This window comes from Kribbella sp. NPDC004138 (assembly GCF_053603655.1).
In genome coordinates this window covers 1-17711 of record NZ_JBSGFZ010000054.1, presented here as the reverse complement: position 1 = coordinate 17711, position 17711 = coordinate 1, and the positions used below count along the sequence as shown (strand labels likewise).

The following is a 17711-nucleotide window of genomic DNA, read 5'->3' as shown; positions in this document are numbered from 1 at the left end:
ACGAGGCCGCACGGGTCCGCCGATGCGAGGCCGCCCGGTGCGACGACCTGTTCCTCGACGCGACCCGGAACGGAAACCAGCGGTTCTGCTCAGCCAGGTGGTACGGGGCCGGGTGCTGAGCCGGATGGTACGGCGGGGCCGGGTGCTGAGCCAGGTCGTACGGCATCGGCGGACGTGGAGCCTGGATGTGGGGCACTGCGGGTCGTCCATCCAGCTGCTGGCGGGGAGGCGGGCGGGGACCGGTCGCGGTGGCGGGCGGATGAGGCCGCTCTGCAGCAGGCGGCGGCGTTCGCGGCGACCGGTTGACGTCGGACAGGACAACGGCCTTCTCCCCTCGGGCACGCGGGCAGGAGGCTGTTGTGCTGCGGCGCATCAGGCTGCTGATGATCTGGGTGGCGCGTAGTCCGGGCACGCCGCGGGTGCCGCCTGATAGCTGCCGATCGGCGGCATGCTGCGGCCCAGGAAGTGCCAGGTGGCTTGTGGTCGGGGTAGGAGGCTGTTGTGCTGCGGTGCGTCAGGCTGCTGATGATCTGGGTGGCGGGTAGTCGGAGCATGCCGGGGGTGCCGCCTGGTAGGTGCCGATCGGCGGCATGCTGGGGCGAGGAAGTGCCAGGTGGCTTGTGCTTGGGGCAGGAGGTCTGGGGATCAGAACCTGGCGGATGGTTACCTCGCCGAGAATCGCGGCCGATCCGACTCGCCCGGGCCATGTCGTCCAGGTCCTACCTCAGCCTGTGTACGCACGACGAGTTTGTTCAGGGACGCCCGCGCAAGTCTCGCCGCTCGTCCACCCCCCGAGTCCGAGTCAGGCCACCGGGAACCCTCTGAGGCAAACCCGCTACCGCTGGCTACCTTCCCCAAGCAAGCCATACGACCCATGCTGGAGATGAATCGACGGCGCCTGCGAAAGCCCGCAACCCGCGCGGCCGCGCTGTGCCTGCCCCTCGCCCGTTGTCGCCACGAGCCGGCGCGCCGGTTGTGCCTGCTGTCCGCGCAGTTTCCGTCGGCACCAAGGACCCGCCGACCGCTACCCCGCGGTCGCAGCAGCTGCACGATCGAGCGGTACATCCGTCCCGACACGGTTGGTTGGCTGATGCCGTACAGGTCCGCGAGCATCGTCTGGCCGACGTTCTGCCGCAGGTTCGGCTGTACCAGCACGATCTGCCGGTACACCCGAACCGGATGGTCGTCCAAGCACTGCCACCGGCAGGCCGAGCCCAGCCAGGCACCGGCCCTCGTCTCTCACTCTCTGTTCTTCTCAGCGTTCTTCGGCCAGGCCCAGGTAGAGGATGCTGGGGTTGGTGGGGTTGAAGGCCAGGGACGGGATGCCGTCGTGGGGGTTGTGTTGTTTGGTGAGGGTGCCGGTGGAGGGGACGAAGCGGTAGAGGTCGGCGCCGAAGTTCATGAACGACGTGCCGTAGCTGAAGTAGAGCAGGTCGGGGTCGACCGGCGAGGCCCACATGCGGTTGCCGTTGACGAGGTCGGCGCGGGTCTGGTCCAGCACTTCGCGGAACTTCTGCCCGCCGTCGGCCGACTCCCAGATGAACCGGGTCGACCGGTCCTGGTCGTAGCCCTCCATCCAGACCTTCGACGGGTCGGCCGGTGAGATCGCCAGGCTGAACGCGTTCACCCGTTCGACCGGCCGCGACCGCGTCCACGTCCGCCCGCCGTCGAACGTCACGTACACCCCGTCCGACATCACCCCGATCACCACGTGGTCCGGGTCCCGCGGATCCACCACGGCGTCGTACAGGAACAGATCGGCAGCCGCCGGTACGCCGACACGCTGCCACGTCACCCCGTCGTCAGAGGAGTCGTACAGCTGCCCGTCACCGGCCACAGCGCGCAAACGCCCGGGCCGTGCGTCCAGCGCAGCCAGCCCGCCACCGACAACCGGACCGAGAACGGTGGTCACCTCGGAGCCGTGCACGCGATGGATCGGCTGGTCGTTGACGCTGTAGACGTACGCCGAGTCGCCCGGCCCCGGCTGGACGTCGTACGTGCTCAGGTCGTCCGGCACCTTGTCCAGCAACTGCCAGCTGCAGCCGGCGTCGCTGGAGCGCTGGATCGTCTGCTTGCCGATGCTGACGAGCGTGTTGACTTCCTGCAGCGCCGCGACCTTCGCGTAGGTCACCGGCAGCAGCTTGTTGGTCGTATCGGCGAGCACTCGGCCGTCGGTCTCGGTGAACGTCACCGAGCCGTCGCCGTACACCTTGCCGCAGTGCGGCCGGTTCCACGACGGGGTCGGTGTCGCCGCACCAGCTGGTACGGGCAGGGCGCCGAGCAGGGCGACGGCCGCGGCCGCGAGGACAAAGGGGCGTGAGGTCATGCCCTTATGTTTAAGGGCATGACCTCACTGCAACCCAGCGCTTGTCGTGGCCGACAAGCGCCATGACGGGAAGAGGTCAGCCGGCGGCGGTGTCGATGTGCCGGGCCAGGACCAGGTCGTCGTCGGTGATACCGCCGGCGTCGTGGCTGCTGACCCGGAAGGTGATCGTGGTGTAGCGGATGTCGATGTCCGGGTGGTGGTTCATCGACTCCGCGAGCTGCGCGACGGTGGCGACCAGCCGGATGCCGTCCAGGAACGTGTCGCTCTTGACGCTCCGGACCAGTTCGTTGTCGACGACCTTCCAGTGCGGCAGGTGGTCGCGCAACGCGAGGTCGATCTGGTCGTCGGTCAAGAGGTCAGCCATGCGCTCACTCTAGACCCCGATGGTGGTGAGCGTCGCGATGACGTCGGTGCGCCAGGAACGATAGCGGCCGGGGTCCTCGGCGACCACGGCGTCCGCGGTGAGCAGTTTCGGCGGCGCGCGCCTCGAGGACAAGGTGGCCGGACCAGTCCGAGACCGCGAGGCTGGGCGTACAGGTTGACACCCGACGAGGTGGTCGCGCCCGGTGTGTTGGACGGGCCAACGGTGAACTTCAGCCTGGAGCAGGCCGACCACTAAGGTAATTGCCGTCAGCAACAAGCCGGTCGGCGGGCCCGCGGTGCTGCCAGGAAGCCGAGCAGCGCGAGCGCGGCGCCGGCGGTGACGATCACGCCGAAGACCCACGGCCGCGGGTCTTCGGCGTTGAACGCGAGCAGGGTGCCGCTGATCGCGAGACCGGTGGCGATGCTCATCGTCGCCGCCATCTGGCCGGCGCTGCTGTTGCGCCCGGAGTTGCCCTGGTCGGACAGGTCGAGAGTGAGGACCGAGAGACTCGACGAGCTCAGCCCCATGCCGATGCCCGCGAATCCCCAGCCGATCAGCCCGATCCAGGTCGTCGCGTCCGTCCACGCGAGCAGAGACGTCACGAGCAGGCCCAAGGTCATGAACGCCAGCCCGGTCCGCAGGACGGCGACCCGGTCGATCCCGTGCTCACGGCCCTGGATCCACGACCCGAAGGCCCAGCAGACGCCGGTGATCGACAGCGTCACCCCGGCCCGCGACGGGCTGAAATCGTGCTGCAGCGTGAGCAGCAGCGGAAGATAAGCGCCGACGCCGGCGAATGCGGCACCGCCGAGTCCGCGGACGGCGACCACCGCGGGAAAGCCCCGGCGCGCGGTGAACGTACCCGCGGGCATCACGCGGACGGCAGCACGTCCGAGCACTGCCAGCGCCACGACGATCGCCGTACCGCCGAGGAACGGATGCGCTTCCAGGTGGTCACCGGCCAGCGTCATCGAGAACAGCGCGACGGAGGCGGCGAGAGCCCAGGGGAGCGCGGCCCGCCACGCCTCGAGCTCGGCCGCGTCCTCGGCCGTCCGCTCCGGTGCCGGGGTGCCGGCCGACTGCCGCATCGCCGGACGGAGCAGCAGCCAGCTCGGCACCAGCAGGACGAGTGCACCGAGGAACACCCAGCGCCAGCCGAACTGCTCCGTGACCACGCCGGTCAGCACCGGCCCGAGCACCGACGGCAGGATCCACATCGCCGCGAACAGCGAGAACATCCGCGGCCGCAGTACGGCGGGGAGTGCGCGGGCGACGAGCACCATCAACGACACGTCGAGCAGCCCCTCGGCGAGGCCGCTGAGCAGCCGTCCCGCGATCACCATCGGCATCGCGGTCGCCGTGCCGACCAGCAGTTGCGCGAGGGTGAACGAGATCGCGCCCGCGCGCAGCGTCGGGATCGGGCCGCGGCGGTCCGACCAGAGGCCGGCGATCGCGAGCGAGATCAGGTAGCTCGCGTTCGGCGCGGCGTTCGCGAGACCGAAACTGCCGAGCGCGCCGAACTCGCGCACCATCGTGGGCAGCGCCGTGCCGACCGCGCGGTTCTCGAACGCGCCGAGTGTGACCAGACCGATCACGCCGAGCACCAGGGGCAGGTGCTGTCCGGTGAACAGTCGGGGGCGGGCCTGATCGGTGATCGTCATGCCCGCCATCGTCAAAGGTGAAGTGAGGTTGAAGTCAAGTCGCCCGATGGCCGGGCAGCCGGAAGATCAGCACCAGCACGCGCAGGACGAGCACCGCGCAGATCACCAGCAGGTTGTAGCCGAGCAGCTGAAACAGCGTCATCGAGTCCGTGACCTTCGGGCCGCCCGGCGTCCCGAGCAGCAGGACGGCCATGATGCCCGCGGTCGCGCCGAGCACCGCCAGCAACGCCTGGTGGAGCAGGCCGGTGAAGTGCTGGCGATCGCGTTCGTCGGCGAGCAGCCGCACATTCACCCCGAGCCGGCCGCTCTCCGCGGCCGCCGCGATCCGGTCGATCCGGCGCGGCAGCCGGCGCAGCATCGGCAGCAGCGTGGCGAGCTCCTCGGTCGCCGTACGGCGCAGCGCGTCGGGCGTGAGGCGGTCGGTGACGTGCGCGGTCGCGAACTGGCGCGACGCCGCCATCAGGTCGAAGCCGGGGGAGATCCGGGAGATCGTCCCCTCGATCGTGGCGAGCGCACGGAACACCGCGGCGACCTCGGGCGGTACGCCGAGCTGGTGCGAGGTGATGATCTTGAACAGGTCGTTGAACATCGCCGGGCCGAGCGCGACACCGGCCGCGAGGTGCTTGGTCATGAACTGACCGACGGCCCGTTCGAGCGAGCGCTCGTCGACGACGTCGGGACGGTAGACGATCTCCAGCAGCGCGTCGGTGGCGGCCACCGGGTCGCCGCGGTCGACGGCCAGCAGGAACCGCTGCAGCGCCTCCCGGGTGGCTGGGTCGAGGCGGCCGACCGAGCCGAGATCGAGCATGCCGATCCGGCCGTCGGTGAGCAGCAGGAAGTTGCCCGGGTGCGGATCGGCGTGGAAGACCCCGTCGATCGCCACCTGGCCGAGCAGGCATTCGAACAGCGCGCGGCCGAGGTGCTCCGGGTCCAGCCCGCGGTCCGCGATCGCCTGGTTCGCGTTGCCGAGGCCGACCCCGTCGAGCCGTTGCATGGTCAGCACCCGGCCGGCCGAGCGCTCTGGGTAGAGCCGCGGTACGACGAGTTCCTTGCTGGCAGCAACGGACTGCCCGGCCGCCACGGTGGTCATGTTGCCGGCCTCGACGCTGAAGTCCAGCTCCTCGCGCATCGCGTCCGCGAAACCGTCGGCGAGCGCCCGGACACCCATCGAGCGGCCCCAGTCGGTGTTGCGTTCGAGCAGCCGGGCGAGACGGCGGACGATGTCGAGGTCGCGGTCGACGACGGCGGCGATCCCGGGCCGCTGGACCTTCACCACCACGTCCGTGCCGTCGGTGAGCCGCGCGGTGTAGACCTGCGCGACGGAGGCGGCGGCGAGCGGCTCCGTGTCGAAGGCGGCGTACAACCGGTCCGGCGGCCCGCCGAGCTCGTCGGCGAGGACCTCCTCGATCTGCGCCCAGGGTGCCGCGGTGACCTGGTCCTGGAGGCGGCTGAGCTCTGCGGCGACCGAGGCCGGGATGACGTCGCTGCGGGTGGACAGGACCTGGCCGAGCTTCACGAACGTGACCCCGGCCTCGTCGAGCGCGAGCCGCAGCGACCTGGCCAGCTCGGCCTGGCCGGCGGCGTTCTCCCGGCCCGGGCGGCGGCGGCCGCGCAGGTACGGCCCGAGGCCGTGCTTGATCGCGATCCGGAGGATCTGCAGGTACCGCCGGCCGCGGGCGATCCGCCCGCTCAGGTCCCGCCGCAGATCGCGGGCCCGTGGCAACGATCCGGTCGGCACCAGCGCCTCGGCGAGCACCAGGAACACCAGCCCGGCGAGCATCGAGCAGAGCACGATCAGCGCCATGAACGCGATCGCGGCGCCGTTCGACCCGGTCCACGGCGGCGTACCGATCATCGCGATCGCCAGCGGCCCGGAGACGCTCAGCGTGATCAGCGCGCCGACCGCCAGCCGCCCGAGCCCGAACCGCACGCCGAGCAGCCGCTGCGAGATCGGCACGAAGATCATCATGAAAACGACCAGGTTCACCAGCCGCAGCACCACAACATCCATGCCCCGAACCCTAGGCGCCCACGCCCCGCCCACGGCTCCCCCGCGCGGGTGAACCACCCCCCACCACGGGCGCGCCCCCTGGCTCCGGGGTGGGGCCAAGGGGCGCGCGAGTGCGGCGTGTCAGGCCGGGCGGCGGCGGATCTTGTTGCCGAGCCAGACCAGCGGGTCGTACTTGCGGTCGGCGACGCGCTCCTTCATCGGGATCAGCGCGTTGTCGGTGATCTTGATGTGCTCGGGGCACACCTCGGTGCAGCACTTGGTGATGTTGCAGAAGCCCAGGCCGTGCTGCTCCTGGGCGGCCTTCTGCCGGTCGGCGGCGTCGAGCGGGTGCATGTCCAGCTCGGCGATCCGCATCAGGAACCGCGGACCGGAGAAACTCTCCTTGTTCTCCTCGTGGTCCCGGATCACGTGACAGGTGTCCTGGCACAGGAAGCACTCGATGCACTTGCGGAACTCCTGCGACCGCTCGACATCGACCTGCTGCATCCGGTACTCACCGGGCTTCAGATCCGCCGGCGGCTTGAAGGCCGGCACCTCGCGCGCCTTCTGGTAGTTGTACGACACGTCGGTGACCAGGTCGCGGATCACCGGGAAGGTGCGCATCGGCGTGACCGTGACGACCTCGTCCTCGGCGAACGTGTTCATCCGGCACATGCACATCAGCTTCGGCATGCCGTTGATCTCGGCGCTGCACGAGCCGCACTTGCCGGCCTTGCAGTTCCAGCGCACCGCCATGTCCGGCGTCTGGGTGGCCTGCAACCGGTGGATGACGTCGAGGACGACCTCGCCCTCGTTCACCTCGACCTCGTAGTCCTTGAGCTCGCCGCCCTCGGCGTCCCCACGCCAGACGCGGAATTTGCCTGTGTAGCTCATGCTGTCGGCAGCTCCTCTTCGGTGAGGTACTTCTTCAGCTCGTCGACCTCGAACAGCTCCAGCAGGTCCTCGCGCATCGGGATCTGCTGCTCCTCGGTCACGTTCACGCCGCCGTCGGCGTCGAGCGCGCAGACCAGCAGCTTCTTGCGCCACTCGGCCGACATTGTCGGGAAGTCGTCGCGGGTGTGACCGCCGCGCGACTCCTGCCGCATCAGCGCCGCCCCGGCCACACACTCCGACACGGTCAGCATGTTGCGCAGGTCGAGCGCGAGGTGCCAGCCCGGGTTGAACTGGCGGTGACCCTCCACCGTCATCTTCGCGATCCGGCTGCGGAACTCGGACAGGCGACCGAGCGCCTGCTCCATCTCCTCTTCCTTGCGGATGATGCCGACCAGGTCGTTCATCGCCTGCTGCAGTTCCTGGTGGATCGTGTACGGGTTCTCGCCGCCCTCGAGCTCGAACGGCGCGAGCGCGTCGGCCGCCGCGGCGTCGACGTCGGCCTCGTCGATCTTCGGCCGCGCCTGCAGCTGATCGACGTACGTCGCCGCGCCCATGCCGGCCCGCCGCCCGAAGACCAGCAGGTCGGACAGCGAGTTGCCGCCGAGCCGGTTGGAGCCGTGCATACCGCCGGCCACCTCACCCGCGGCGAACAGGCCCGGTACGACCGACGACGCGGTGTCCGGGTCGACCTCGACGCCGCCCATCACGTAGTGACAGGTCGGGCCGACCTCCATCGGCTCCGCGGTGATGTCGACGTCGGCCAGCTCCTTGAACTGGTGGTGCATCGACGGCAGCCGCCGGGTGATCTCCTCGGCCGGGAGCCGCGACGACACGTCCAGGAACACGCCGCCGTGCGGCGTACCGCGGCCGGCCTTGACCTCGGAGTTGATCGCGCGGGCGACCTCGTCACGGGGCAGCAGCTCCGGCGGGCGCCGGTTGTTGTCCGGGTCCTTGTACCAGCGGTCCGCCTCGTCCTCGGTCTCGGCGTACTGCGCCCGGAACACGTCCGGCACGTACTCGAACATGAACCGCTTGCCCTCGGAGTTCTTCAGCACGCCGCCGTCACCGCGGACCGACTCGGTGACCAGGATGCCCTTCACCGACGGCGGCCAGACCATGCCGGTCGGGTGGAACTGGATGAACTCCATGTTGATCAGCGTCGCGCCGGCCCGCATCGCCAGCGCGTGCCCGTCACCGGTGTACTCCCAGGAGTTCGAGGTGACCTTGAAGGACTTGCCGACGCCGCCGGTCGCCAGCACGACGGCCGGCGCCTCGAACAGCACGAACCGGCCCGACTCCCGCCAGTAGCCGAAGGCGCCGGAGATCGCGTCGCCGTCCTTCAGCAGCTCGGTGATCGTGCACTCGGCGTACACCTTGAGGTTCGCCTCGTAGTCGCCGGTGGTCTCGAAGTCCTCCTGCTGCAGCGAGACGATCTTCTGCTGCAGCGTGCGGATCAGCTCCAGGCCGGTGCGGTCGCCGACGTGCGCGAGCCGCGGGTAGGTGTGGCCGCCGAAGTTGCGCTGGCTGATCCGGCCGTCCGGCGTGCGGTCGAACAGCGCGCCGTACGTCTCCAGCTCCCAGACCCGGTCGGGCGCCTCCTGCGCGTGCAGTTCGGCCATCCGCCAGTTGTTCAGGAACTTCCCGCCGCGCATCGTGTCGCGGTAGTGGACCTGCCAGTTGTCGTTGGAGTTCGCGTTGCCCATCGCGGCGGCGCAGCCGCCCTCGGCCATCACGGTGTGTGCCTTGCCGAACAGCGACTTGCAGATGATCGCGGTCTTCTTGCCCTGTTCGCGGGCCTCGATCGCCGCGCGCAGGCCGGCGCCGCCGGCCCCGATCACGACGACGTCGTACGAGTGTCGTTCCAGCTCAGTCATGTCTAAGGAAGTCCTGTGTCAGTTGATGATGCGCAGGTCGGAGAACCAGCCGGCCGACAGCGCCATGATGTAGAAGTCGGTCAGGATCACGGTGAACAGCGACGTCATCGCGAAGGTGCCGTGCCTCGGGTTCAGCTTGGACACGAAGGTCCAGTACCGGTAGCGCATCGGGTGCTTGGAGAAGTTCTTCAGCCGGCCGCCGACGATGTGCCGGCAGGCGTGGCAGGACAACGTGTAGAGCCACAGGAACACCAGGTTGATCCAGATGATCAGGGTGCCGAGGCCGATACCGAAGCCGCCGTCCTTGCCGTGGAAGGCCTGGATGCCGTCGTAGATGTTCAGCAGACCGAAGACCAGCGCACCGTAGAAGAAGTAGCGGTGCAGGTTCAGCGCGACCAGCGGGAACTTCCGCTCCCCGGTGTAGGTCTTGTGCGGCTCAGGCACCGCGCAGGCGGCCGGCGCGAAGAACAGCGACCGGTAGCCCGCCTTGCGGTAGTAGTAGCAGGTGCCGCGGAAGCCGGCCAGGATCACGAACGTGATCAGGCTGAACGGCAGGAAGCGCGGGAAGGCGCCGAACCAGGTGCCGAGGTGACTGGAACCCTCGACACAGCTACTCGTGATGCACGGCGAGTACAGCGGCGTGAGGTAGTGGTACGCGTCGACCCAGTACCACTTGTTCATGAAGATCCGGACCGTCGCGTAGACGATGAAGAACAGCAGGATCACGCCGATGCGCAGCGGCGCGAGCCACCAGCGATCCGTTCTCGCGGTCTTCAGACCTATTTGCGCGCGTCCTGGCGCGCTAACTCCGGTGGCCATCAGGGGGCATGCCTGTCAGGCGCGCCGAAGCCTTCGTGTTCCGCGTCGGTCCACATGGACGCGTCATACTCCACGTCGGGAATCTCCTCGAGTTCCTCCGGAACGGGTCCGGGCCTGTGCCTGGGGTCGGGCGGGCCCAGCTCTGCGAGGTCGTCGCTCAACCGGGCCACGTCGGACACCAGGCGGCGGATGCCGAGGGTGTCACCGTACTCCTGGCTGAGTTTGCCGACGGCAGCGTGTAACCCTTCGAGCGCGCGGACGACCGCGGCGATGTTGCCTGGGCTGTTGTTGCCCTCACCCATGCCGACTCCAGTAATGGTTTTGTAGCTGTCAGTATGGGCACACTTTGCCCCTGCCGAGCGCCCAACGGAAGACCCCTCGGTACGGCGTGTTTCCAGTTAGGCTTACCTCAGTTGCGAGTGTGCCGACGGGTGGAGTAATGGGGCGTATCCGCCCTGCAGCACAAGAAGATTCGCCGGCGGCGTGAGGGTCTCGACCTCGATCGGGCCGGCCGGTCGCAGCGGTTCGCCGTACCCCTCCCACGACCACGGCAGCACCCGCCGGCCGAGCACCAGCGCCGGGGAACCGTCGAGCCGCACCATGGCCCCGTCGGGCAGGTCGGCGAGGTTCTGGGTCGTCGTGCGCTGCCGTCGGGTGCGCGACTCGACCCGCTGGCTGTGCAGGACCGCGTCCATGTCCGGAGCTCTCAGGTGCCGGCCCCAGGCGTCGGCGTACACCAGGAAGTCCCTGCGCCGGCAGTAGGCGCACGGCCGATGGCCGGCCGCGAGAGCGACCGCCTCGTCGAAGAAGAACAGGGCGGTCCACCGTCCGGGCGGCATCGGATCGCGACGCCGGCCCTGGAAGTCGAGCAAGCAGGAGATCCAGGCTTTCGACCGCCAGCGGGTCGTTCCCAGGCGGCGATCGGCGCCGTGCAGGCAGCCGCGGTTGCCCATCAGGAGACCGCGTCCCGGATCCGCGACGATGTCCTGCGTGGGGAGAACCCTGTTCTGCAACGTCACGGCAGCATCATGTCTGAATGCGGATCGTGGTGGGAGTTGCAATGGTGCGAGACGGCCGGGTGCTGGCGGCGTACCGGCCCGGGCCGGACGGCGGGTGGGAGTTCCCGGGCGGGAAGGTCGAGCCGGGGGAGACCGACGAGCAGGCCGCGGTCCGGGAGATCCGCGAGGAACTGGACCTGGAGATCAAGGTCGGCGAGTCGCTCGGGCCGGGTGTCGACATCTCGGCGGCGTACCGCCTGCACGTGTACCTGGCGACGGTCGTGGCCGGCGATCCGGTCCTGCGTGAGCACGCCGAGCTGCGCTGGTTCGCGCGGGACGAGCTGGACGAAAGTGACTGGCTGGTACCCGACCGGCCGTTCGTCCGGGCACTGCGAATCCGGCTCTGAGTGGCAGAAGTCACACCGGTCACGATTCGGTGACTAGCTTCGGCTGCCCATGGCGTCCACACTGCGAGATACGTAGGGTTCCCGGAAACCCGGCCAGCCGGGCCGGAGAGTCCGGGGTGCATCACCAGAAGGACGGGTGACGGGCGATGACGCTGGGGGTATCGGAGACGCAGTCCCCTGATGAGGGGCTGCCGGCAGATGCTCTGGCACAGACTGCCGAGGCAAAGGAGATCGAAGGCCGCTCACTGGGCCAGATCGCCTGGGCGCGGCTGCGACGTGACAAGGTCGCGATCATCAGTGCGGTGGTGATTCTGCTGATCGTCGCGGTGGCGATCTTCGCGCCGCTGATCGTGAAACTGAACGGGTTCCCACCCGATCAGTTCAACAAGCTGGACGCCAACGGGAACCCGTTACTGAACACCCGCGACGGCGGTATCCCGATCGGCGGCCTGTGGGGCAGCGGTACGAGCTCGGAGCACTGGCTCGGCGTCGAACCGCAGAACGGCCGGGACATCTTCTCCCGGCTGGTCTACGGGACCCGGGTCTCGCTGCTCGTGGCGCTCGGCGGCACCATCATCGCGGTCGTGCTCGGCACGGTGATCGGGATGGTGTCGGGCTACTTCGGCGGCTGGATCGACACGCTGCTCAGCCGGTTGATGGACATCATGCTGAGCTTCCCGTCGCTGCTGTTCGTGATGGCGCTGACGCCGGTGGTCGCGTCGCGGGCCCAAGACCTGTTCGGTATCGAGGACAACAACACACTCCGGATGGGGGTGCTGATGTTCGTCCTCGGGTTCTTCGGCTGGGCCTATCTGGCCCGGATCGTGCGTGGTCAGACGCTCTCGCTGCGTGAACGGGAGTTCGTCGAGGCGGCCCGTTCGCTCGGCGCCGGGTCGAACTACGTGATCTTCCGCCAGGTGCTGCCGAACCTGCTGCCGACGCTGCTCGTCTACACGACGCTGCTGCTGCCGACCAACATCACGGCCGAGGCGGCGCTGTCCTTCCTGGGTGTCGGCATCAAGGAGCCGACCGCGTCCTGGGGCCGGATGATCGCCGACGCGTCCGCCTGGATCGAGAGCAACCCGTTGTACCTGTTCTTCCCGGGGATGGCGCTGTTCATCACCGTGCTGGCATTCAACCTGCTCGGCGACTCGGTTCGGGACGCCCTCGACCCGCGCGCCGGAAGGAGCTGACCGGTGGGCCGTTACATCATCCGCCGCCTGATCCAGGCGGTGTTCGTGCTGATCGTGATCAGCGCGATCACGTTCTTCCTGTTCTGGGCCACGCCGGCCAATCCCGCGCTGCTGATCTGCGGCAAGAACTGCAACGCGGAGACGGTCGCCCAGGTCAACGCGACGTACGGCTTCGACAAGCCGCTGATCGTGCAGTACGGGCAGTACATGCAGGGCCTGGTGAGCCCGGGGGGCCGCATGATCGGCTCGGAGGGTAACGAGCGCAACTGCCCGTGGCCGTGCTTCGGGGAGTCGTACCAGAACGGCATCCCGGTCTGGAACTCGATCAAGGACGCGTTCCCGTCGACGCTCTGGCTGGCCCTCGGGGCCGCGGTCCTCTGGCTGGTGGCCGGCGTCCTGCTCGGACTGATAGCGGCGCTGCGCAAGGGCAAGTTCATCGACAAGTTCAGCGTCGGCCTGGCGTTGTTCGGGGTGTCGTTCCCGACGATCGTGTTCGGCTACCTGCTGCTGTTCCTGTTCATCGTCAAGCTGGAATGGATTCCGTTCCCGGACACCGCGAACGCCGCCTTGTTCAGCGTCGGTCCGGTGAAATGGGCGCAGTTCTACATCCTGCCCTGGATGACGCTCGCGCTGGTCTACGCGGCGCTGTACACCCGGCTGACCAGGGCGAACATGATCGACACGATGAACGAGGACTACATCCGCACCGCCCGGGCGAAGGGCCTGGACGAACGCACGGTGGTCTTCAAGCACGGGCTGCGGTCCGCGCTGACGCCGATCGTGACCATCTTCGGCCTGGACGTCGGCGGCCTGCTGGGCGGCGCGGTGATCACCGAGCAGATCTTCAGCATCACCGGGCTCGGCAAGTTCTCGATCGACTCGGTGCTCAGCAACGACCTGCCCGCGATCATGGGCGTGGTGCTGTTCGCGGCGATCTTCGTGGTGGTCGCGAACATCATCGTCGACGTCCTGTACGCCGTCATCGACCCGCGCGTGCGGCTGGCCTGAGGAAGGTGGCGTGGTGACCGAATCCGTGACCAGTGCGACGCCCGCGGAGGCGCGCTCGGGGAAGCCGTTCCTGGAGGTCAAGGACCTGCAGGTGCACTTCCCGACCGACGACGGCCTGGTGAAGGCGGTCAACGGGCTGAGCTTCACCTTGGAGCGCGGCAAGACGCTCGGCATCGTCGGCGAGTCCGGCTCCGGCAAGAGTGTGTCGAGCCTGGCGATCATGGGCCTGCACAAGGGCAGCCGGGCGCAGGTGACCGGCGAGATCTGGCTGGACGGCGCGGAGCTGGTCGGGATGTCCGTGGCCGAGATGCGGACGCTGCGCGGCCAGCAGGTCGCGATGATCTTCCAGGACCCGTTGTCGGCGATGCACCCGTTCTACCGGGTCGGTGACCAGCTCACCGAGGCCTACCTGGTGCACAACGACGCGCCGAAGGCGGTGGCCAAGAAGCGCGCGATCGACCTGCTCGACCGGGTTGGCATCCCGGCGCCGGACAAGCGCTTCTACGACTACCCGCACCAGTTCTCCGGCGGTATGCGGCAGCGCGCGATGATCGCGATGGCGCTGATGTGCGACCCGGCGCTGCTGATCGCGGACGAGCCGACCACCGCACTCGACGTCACCGTCCAGGCCCAGATCCTCGACCTGATGCAGGATCTGCAGAAGGAGTTCAACTCCGCGATCATCCTGATCACCCACGACCTCGGCGTGGTGGCCAAGATGACCGAGAACGTGGTCGTGATGTACGGCGGCCGGGTGGTCGAGACGGGTGCCGTCCGGGACATCTTCTACCGGCCCGAGATGCCGTACACGTGGGGTCTGCTCGGTTCGATCCCGCGGGTGAACCGCTCCGGCGACGGCCGGCTCAAGTCGATCCGGGGTACGCCGCCGTCGCTGATCAACCTGCCCAAGGGATGCCCGTTCCAGCCGCGCTGCGACTACCAGAGCCACGTCGAGGGCGCGGACTGCGCCACCGAACTGCCCGAGCTGTTGCAGATCGGCCAGGAGCCGCACCTGGTGCGGTGCCACATCCGGTCCGAGCAGCGCCGCAAGCTGTTCACCGAGCAGATCAAGCCGAACCTGTGATGGCCGAGGAGCGCCGGTGAGTACGACGTCAGCAGCCGAGCACACGGCCGGCAAGGAATCCGCTCGCGGCGAGCTGCTGCTCGAGACCCGCGGACTGCAACGCTACTTCCCGGTCACCCGGGGGATCATCTTCCAGAAGCAGACCGGCGCGGTGAAGGCGGTCGACGGTGTCGACCTCAGCATCCACGCCGGTGAGACGCTCGGGGTGGTCGGTGAGTCCGGCTGCGGGAAGACCACCACGGGCCGGCTGGTGACCCGGCTGGACGAGCCGACCGGCGGATCGATCTCGTTCCTGGGCTCGGACATCACGCACCTGAACCGGATGAAGATGCGGCCGTTCCGGCGCGACGTCCAGATGATCTTCCAGGACCCGTTCTCGTCGCTGAACCCACGGCAGACGGTCGGCACGATCATCTCGGCGCCCTTCGACATCCAGGGCGCCAAGCCCGAGGGCGGTACGAAGAAGGCCGTCCAGGCGCTGATGGAGACGGTTGGGCTGAACCCCGAGCACTACAACCGGTACCCGCACGAGTTCTCCGGTGGCCAGCGGCAACGGATCGGTGTCGCGCGGGCGCTCGCGCTGCGCCCGAAGCTGATCGTCTGCGACGAGCCGGTGTCGGCGCTCGACGTGTCGATCCAGGCCCAGATCGTGAACCTGCTGGAGGATCTGCAGAACGAGTTCGGCCTGGCCTACCTGTTCATCGCGCACGACCTGTCGGTGATCCGGCACATCTCCGACCGGGTCGCGGTGATGTACCTGGGCAAGGTCGTCGAGACCGCCGACCGGGACGAGCTCTACAACCACGCCCGGCACCCGTACACGCACGCGTTGCTGTCCGCGGTCCCGGAGGCCGATCCGGACGCCGAGGAGCGGCGCGAGCGGATCCGGCTGACCGGCGACGTGCCGAGCCCACTGAACCCGCCCTCGGGGTGCCGCTTCCGCACCAGGTGCTGGAAGGCGCAGGAGATCTGCGCCGCGGAAGAACCGCCGCTGGTCCAGATCGGCGCCCCGGGCCATCAAGCGGCGTGCCACTTCCCGGAGGAACGGGACGTGGTCTGACGACTACACAGAGCTTCGCTCCGGTGTACCAACGGCATTGAAGGGATCACGATCTGGTCAAGCGGGCGAATCTGCATTGCGCTGTTTGTGAACACGTGAGTTGATGACCGCCACATGACGTAGATCTCTTTCTTCATGCCGCCGTGACCCGGCGACAAGTGTCAACACAAGGAAGGAAACACTGGCCATGGATCACCTCAAACGAACCGGAGTGGCAATCGCCGTGGGGTTCGGTCTGAGCCTGACCGCGGTTGCCTGCGGCGGGGGAGAAAGCAATACGCCGAGCGGGCAGGCCTCGGCCGGTGCCAAGGGGGGCACCGTTACCGTCTACCACGTCAACGACGTGGAGCACCTCGACCCGGCGCGGAACTTCGTCACCGACTCCGGCATGATCGGCAAGCTGATCACCCGGACCCTGACGGACTACCGGTACGACGCCAAGGCGAAGAAGATCATCCTCGAGAAGGACCTCGCCGACAGCTACGAGTCCAGCCCCGACTTCAAGACCTGGACCTTCAAGCTGAAGGACGGCATCAAGTACGAGGACGGCACGCCGATCGTTGCCGCTGACATCAAGTACAACGCCGAGCGGTCGTTCGCCGCCGACATGGCCGAGGGTGCGCCGTACGCGCACGAGTACCTCGACTGCAAGGGCTACAAGGGCCCGTACGTGGCGAACAACAACAACGGCAAGGGCTGCACCGCCATCGAGGTGCCGGACGAGAAGACGATCATCTTCAAGCTGAACCGCCCGGTCGCCTCCTTCGACGGTACGGCGAGCATGAAGGTCTTCTCGCCGGTCCCGAAGGCCAAGGACACCAAGACGCAGTACGACAACCACCCGGTGTCGAGCGGCCCGTACAAGATCGAGACGTACACCCGCAAGAAGCAGCTGGTGCTGGTCCGCAACGACCAGTGGGACCAGAAGACCGACCCGCTGCGCGACGCGCGTCCGGACAAGTTCATCTTCAAGTTCGGTGACGCCGAGGCGACCGTCGACCAGCGACTGATCGCGAACGGCGCGGCCGACCAGAGCTCGCTGAGCTTCGCCGGTGTGCAGCCGGAGAACATCGCCAAGACGAACCAGGCCAACGTCAAGGACCGGGTCGTCGAGGGCACCGACATCTGCCGCCGCTACATCGCGTTCAACGAGCAGAAGCCGCTGCTGAAGAACCAGAAGCTGCGCGAGGCCCTGTACTACGGCCTGGACCGGACCAGCTACCGCGACGGCCGTGGTGGCGAGCGGCTCGCCAAGGTGGTCGACTCGATCATTCCGCAGGACATGGAGGGCTACAAGCCGGAGGAGAACTTCAAGGCTCCGGAGCAGGGTGACCCGGCCAAGGCCAAGCAGCTGCTGACCGAGGCGGGCTACAAGGGCGAGAAGCTCGTCCTGGGCACCGCGGACTCCGGTCTGGCCGTCAAGGCCGCCGAGGCCGCGCAGGCTTCCTGGAAGGCTGTCGGGATCAACGTCGAGATCCAGAAGATCCCGGGTGACAACTACTACTCGACCCAGCAGCAGGACTCCGCGGCGACCGACCTGATCACCGCCGGCTGGTGCTACGACTGGGCGAGCCTCACGACGATCGTGCCGTCGGTCTTCGGACCTGACACGACCGCCGCGGGCAAGGCCGCGCAGAACAACTACGCGCGCAGCCAGGCCGGCTGGGACAAGATGGGTCAGATCACGTCGCAGACCGACAAGCAGAAGATCGAGACCGACCTGTCCGACCTGTACGTCGAGATCATGAAGACGGCGCCGCTGGTGCCGACCGTCCAGGACCTCAACGTGTACGTCGTCGGCTCGAACCTCGACAACGTCGTGGCCGACCCGAACACCGGTGGCATTCCCGACCTGACGCAGATCGGTGTGAAGAAGGTCAGCTGACCCCGGCACCCGCAGTACGAGATTGAACAGTATTGAACAGTGAAGGGGGGGGGGGGGGGGGGGCCGCCCCGCCGGGGTGGGGGGGAGGTTTGGTGGGTTTTTTTGGTTGTTTTAGGGGGCCGCGCGACTGGGGGGGGCGGACTAGAAG

The 17711-nt window shown here is 68.1% G+C and carries 17 protein-coding genes; 7 read left to right on the top strand and 10 right to left on the bottom strand.

Translation table 11 applies throughout. From position 1 onward, the window contains the following. The coding region (locus ACWEOO_RS41665) for a CGNR zinc finger domain-containing protein (protein WP_452147773.1) at positions 1 to 119 on the top strand (119 nt) is incomplete at its 5' end. Between the two features lie 1136 nt (positions 120 to 1255). Here the strand turns inward: ACWEOO_RS41665 and ACWEOO_RS41660 are convergent. The 10 genes from ACWEOO_RS41660 to ACWEOO_RS41615 all read right to left on the bottom strand — a co-directional run bounded on the left by ACWEOO_RS41660 (position 1256) and on the right by ACWEOO_RS41615 (position 10947). Next, positions 1256 to 2326, bottom strand: a complete 1071-nt coding sequence (locus ACWEOO_RS41660) for a WD40/YVTN/BNR-like repeat-containing protein (RefSeq protein WP_452147772.1) — start codon at positions 2324 to 2326, stop codon at positions 1256 to 1258. 76 nt (positions 2327 to 2402) lie between these two features. Continuing rightward, positions 2403 to 2690 carry a 4a-hydroxytetrahydrobiopterin dehydratase gene (locus ACWEOO_RS41655; RefSeq protein WP_359926180.1) on the bottom strand — a complete coding sequence of 96 codons (288 nt, stop codon included), beginning with the start codon at positions 2688 to 2690 and terminating at the stop codon, positions 2403 to 2405. Positions 2691 to 2699: 9 nt separating this feature from the next. Next, entirely contained in the window at positions 2700 to 2822 is a 123-nt protein-coding gene (locus tag ACWEOO_RS41650) for a hypothetical protein (protein WP_359926177.1), read from the bottom strand. Positions 2823 to 2956: 134 nt separating this feature from the next. Then, entirely contained in the window at positions 2957 to 4351 is a 1395-nt protein-coding gene (locus tag ACWEOO_RS41645; protein ID WP_452147771.1) for an MFS transporter, read from the bottom strand. A gap of 34 nt (positions 4352 to 4385) precedes the next feature. Then, positions 4386 to 6362, bottom strand: a complete 1977-nt coding sequence (locus tag ACWEOO_RS41640; protein WP_452147770.1) for an ABC1 kinase family protein — start codon at positions 6360 to 6362, stop codon at positions 4386 to 4388. A 120-nt stretch (positions 6363 to 6482) separates the two neighbouring features. Further along, the gene (locus ACWEOO_RS41635) at positions 6483 to 7235 is read right to left on the bottom strand and encodes a succinate dehydrogenase/fumarate reductase iron-sulfur subunit (protein WP_355701204.1); all 753 of its coding nucleotides are present in this window, start codon (positions 7233 to 7235) and stop codon (positions 6483 to 6485) included. Continuing rightward, positions 7232 to 9109, bottom strand: coding sequence for a fumarate reductase/succinate dehydrogenase flavoprotein subunit (locus ACWEOO_RS41630; RefSeq protein WP_452147769.1), 1878 nt, complete (start codon positions 9107 to 9109; stop codon positions 7232 to 7234). Before ACWEOO_RS41630 ends, ACWEOO_RS41635 begins: the two co-directional genes overlap by 4 nt. Positions 9110 to 9127: 18 nt before the next feature. Further along, positions 9128 to 9928 carry a hypothetical protein gene (locus tag ACWEOO_RS41625; protein ID WP_359926166.1) on the bottom strand — a complete coding sequence of 267 codons (801 nt, stop codon included), beginning with the start codon at positions 9926 to 9928 and terminating at the stop codon, positions 9128 to 9130. Then, complete coding sequence (locus ACWEOO_RS41620; protein WP_131285659.1) at positions 9928 to 10230, bottom strand: hypothetical protein; 303 nt, start codon at positions 10228 to 10230, stop codon at positions 9928 to 9930. The genes ACWEOO_RS41625 and ACWEOO_RS41620 overlap by 1 nt, the downstream gene beginning before the upstream one ends. A gap of 102 nt (positions 10231 to 10332) precedes the next feature. Beyond that, the gene (locus ACWEOO_RS41615; protein ID WP_452147768.1) at positions 10333 to 10947 is read right to left on the bottom strand and encodes a hypothetical protein; all 615 of its coding nucleotides are present in this window, start codon (positions 10945 to 10947) and stop codon (positions 10333 to 10335) included. A 17-nt stretch (positions 10948 to 10964) separates the two neighbouring features. Between ACWEOO_RS41615 and ACWEOO_RS41610 the strand changes: the two genes are divergently transcribed. The 6 genes from ACWEOO_RS41610 (at position 10965) to ACWEOO_RS41585 (ending at position 17563) form a co-directional block, all read left to right on the top strand. Beyond that, entirely contained in the window at positions 10965 to 11333 is a 369-nt protein-coding gene (locus ACWEOO_RS41610; protein WP_452147767.1) for a (deoxy)nucleoside triphosphate pyrophosphohydrolase, read from the top strand. Between the two features lie 146 nt (positions 11334 to 11479). Next, a complete protein-coding gene (locus tag ACWEOO_RS41605; protein ID WP_359926156.1) occupies positions 11480 to 12526 on the top strand; it encodes an ABC transporter permease in 1047 nt (348 codons plus the stop codon). A 3-nt stretch (positions 12527 to 12529) separates the two neighbouring features. Further along, positions 12530 to 13534 carry an ABC transporter permease gene (locus ACWEOO_RS41600; protein WP_452147766.1) on the top strand — a complete coding sequence of 335 codons (1005 nt, stop codon included), beginning with the start codon at positions 12530 to 12532 and terminating at the stop codon, positions 13532 to 13534. A gap of 13 nt (positions 13535 to 13547) precedes the next feature. Next, positions 13548 to 14618 (top strand): ABC transporter ATP-binding protein, encoded by a 1071-nt coding sequence (locus ACWEOO_RS41595; RefSeq protein WP_452147765.1) that lies wholly within the window; start codon positions 13548 to 13550, stop codon positions 14616 to 14618. Between the two features lie 16 nt (positions 14619 to 14634). Beyond that, positions 14635 to 15678 (top strand): ABC transporter ATP-binding protein, encoded by a 1044-nt coding sequence (locus ACWEOO_RS41590; RefSeq protein WP_363717331.1) that lies wholly within the window; start codon positions 14635 to 14637, stop codon positions 15676 to 15678. A gap of 211 nt (positions 15679 to 15889) precedes the next feature. Further along, the gene (locus tag ACWEOO_RS41585; RefSeq protein ID WP_359926146.1) at positions 15890 to 17563 is read left to right on the top strand and encodes an ABC transporter substrate-binding protein; all 1674 of its coding nucleotides are present in this window, start codon (positions 15890 to 15892) and stop codon (positions 17561 to 17563) included. Positions 17564 to 17711: the final 148 nt, after the last annotated feature.